Origin of the sequence: Nitratidesulfovibrio liaohensis (assembly GCF_011682075.1) — a bacterium.
Taxonomy (GTDB): domain Bacteria; phylum Desulfobacterota; class Desulfovibrionia; order Desulfovibrionales; family Desulfovibrionaceae; genus Cupidesulfovibrio; species Cupidesulfovibrio liaohensis.
Window position 1 is genome coordinate 1 of the sequence record NZ_VSMK01000387.1, and the last position, 2,662, is coordinate 2,662.

The following is a 2,662-nucleotide window of genomic DNA, read 5'->3' on the forward strand; positions in this document are numbered from 1 at the left end:
AGCACGCGCGGGACGCGGCAGCCCCCGGCGCGGATGATGCCGCTGCCGCCACCGCCCCGGCTGCATCCCCCGCCGTGTCCTCAACATCCGGCGCGTCCTCGAGATCCGGCGCGTCCACAACATCCGGCGCGCGCGCAGCTGCAACCCTGCCCGGCAACCCCGCAAAGGACGACACGCCATGAGCACCGCCACCATCCTCATCGTTGACGACGACGCGGCGCATCGCTCCATGCTGCGCACCATGCTGCGCGGCTGGGGCTATGCCACCGAAGAAGCCGACGACGGCGAATCCGCCGTGGCCAAAGTGCGCCAGCGCGCCTGGGACGCCGTGCTCATGGACGTGCGCATGGCCCGCATGGACGGCATAGCGGCGTTGCATCACATTCTGGACTGGAACCCGGCCACGCCCGTGCTGATCATGACCGCGCATTCCTCGGTGGACACCGCCGTGGAGGCGCTGCGCACCGGGGCTTACGACTATCTGACCAAGCCGCTGGACTTCGACGTGCTGCGCCACACCCTGGAACGGGCGCTGGACCACACCCGGCTGGCCAGCGAAAACCGCGAATTGCGCGAACGCCTGACCTCACAGGGGGGCGCGCCGGGTGCGCCGCACGGCATTATCGGTCGCAGCGCGCCCATGCACGAACTGGTGGAGATGATCGCCACCGTGGCCCCGTCCGAGGCCACGGTGCTGATTACCGGCGAATCGGGCACCGGCAAGGAACTGGTGGTCCGCGCCCTGCACGCCGCCAGCCACCGGGCCACAAAGCCGCTGGTCACCGTGAACTGTGCCGCGCTGACCGAAACCCTGCTGGAGTCTGAACTGTTCGGCCACGAGCGCGGGGCCTTCACCGGGGCCGACCGGCGGCGCGAGGGGCGCTTCGTGCAGGCAGATGGCGGCACCCTGTTTCTGGACGAGATAGGCGAGATGCCCCTGACATTGCAGGCAAAGCTGTTGCGCGCCCTGCAACAGGGCGAGGTGCAGCGGGTGGGCAGCGACACCCCGCTTACCGTGGACGTGCGGGTCATTGCCGCCACCAACCGCGATTTGCGCGAAGAGGCGGCGGCGGGGCGGTTCCGGGAAGACCTGTACTACCGGCTCAACGTCATCGCCGTGCATGTGCCCGCCCTGCGCGAGCGCGCGGGCGACGTGCCCCTGCTGGCCGCGTTCTTTCTGGACCGTTATACGGAAAAGAACCGCAAACACCTCAAGGGGTTCACCCCGCAGGCCATGGACCAGATGCTGCGCCACGACTGGCCCGGCAACGTGCGCGAACTGGAAAACGCCATCGAACGCGCCGTGATTCTGGCCACCGGTGACTACGTGACCGAGCGCGAGCTGCCGCTGCATTTCGGGGGCGGGGGAAATGGGAACGTTGGAGGAGGCGGAAGCGCTGGCACCGGCGAAGCTGGCGCGGGCAATGGCCCTGCCGACGGTGACGGGCTGGCGCCTTACGCCGGGTTGTCGCTGGAAGACCTGGAGCGCCGAGCCATCATCGCCACCCTGCGCGAGACCGCCGACAACAAGAGCGAGGCCGCGCGTCGCCTGGGCATCACCCGCGCCACCCTGCACAACAAGCTGAAGAAGTACGATCTGGAGTAGGCGTCCGGGACGCGGACGCAAGATGGCGGGCGGAACACGGCAGGTGCCGGTTCCGCCCGCCGTATTTTCAGGGGGTGGGTGGGCGTCGTGGACGCTTTTTGCGGGGCAGCCCCTACAGCCCCGCGCGGGAAAATATCTCACCCGCCCGCGCCGCGCCCATGCGGGCCACGAACAGTTCGCGCAGGGCGCGGATGTCGGCGGCGCGCGGAATGACCCCCCGCGTGAAGGGAACGGCCCACGGTTCGCCGCACAGCAGGGCCCGCGCCCAGGCCCGCACCTCGGACTCGAAGAAGGCCGGGTTGTCGCGCACGATGCGCGCCTTGGCCCTGCCGTCGTCGGCGCGGGCCGCGTGCGAGTAGTTGGCGTCGTGAAACACGTAATGCAGCAGCGGCTGCGCCACGCGCACCACGCTGAACCCCGCCATGGCCGCCTGTACCCAGAAATCCCAGTCCTCGTACGCCGTTTCGGTACGGAAGCCCCGGCTGGCCAGCCACACCTCGCGCCGCATCAGCGACGTGGTGGGGAACAGGTTCTGGGTGCGCAACAGGTCCGGATGGAAGTCCGGCACCTGCACCACCCGCGATCCGGCAGGCGTTTCCTCGATGTAGTCCACGCAGGCGATGTGCGGGCGGATGGTGCCGTGCGGGGGCATGCCGCCAGACAGGTTTCCGGGAAGGTCGCCGGGCGCGAGGTCGCCGTCTGCACCGGCGGCGCGCAACGCCGCGTGGGCCAGATCACGCAGGGCATGCGGGCCGGGAGCGGTACGGGTGATGCCGGGGGCTTCGTCTGGTTCTTCCTGTCGCGCGGGTCTGGTTTGCTCGCCCCGTCTGTCCTGCCTTTTGGGTTCGGCCAGTCCCTCGGATTCGGCATGTCCTTTGGGTTCAGCCAGCCCGCAGGGTTCCGTCAGGGCCGCGTGGGTAAGGCGCAGAAAGTCCGGGGCCAGGTAGTCGTCCGGGTCGCAGAACACCAGAAAGGCACCGCGCGCGGCCTGTGCCCCGGCGTTGCGCACCGGGCCGGGCCTGCCCGTGCGCGGCAGGGTCAGCACGCGAAACGCCG

The 2,662-nt window shown here is 69.6% G+C and carries 2 protein-coding genes and 1 pseudogene; 2 read left to right on the forward strand and 1 reads right to left on the reverse strand.

The features are described from left to right. Positions 1–182 (forward strand): annotated as a pseudogene (locus FVW27_RS20635) (hypothetical protein); the annotation flags it as partial. After that, positions 179–1,606 (forward strand): sigma-54-dependent transcriptional regulator, encoded by a 1,428-nt coding sequence (locus FVW27_RS12755; protein WP_167125685.1) that lies wholly within the window; start codon positions 179–181, stop codon positions 1,604–1,606. The pseudogene FVW27_RS20635 and the gene FVW27_RS12755, both read left to right, overlap by 4 nt. Positions 1,607–1,718: 112 nt before the next feature. Here FVW27_RS12755 and FVW27_RS12760 read toward each other — a convergent pair. Next, on the reverse strand, positions 1,719–2,662 hold a 944-nt coding region (locus FVW27_RS12760), incomplete at its 5' end, for a glycosyltransferase family 2 protein (protein ID WP_167125687.1).

Excerpts from the sequence above, each read along its gene's own strand:
- FVW27_RS12755 (WP_167125685.1), top strand. The coding sequence starts at position 179 with ATGAGCACCGCCACCATCCTCATCGTTGACGACGACGCGGCGCATCGC.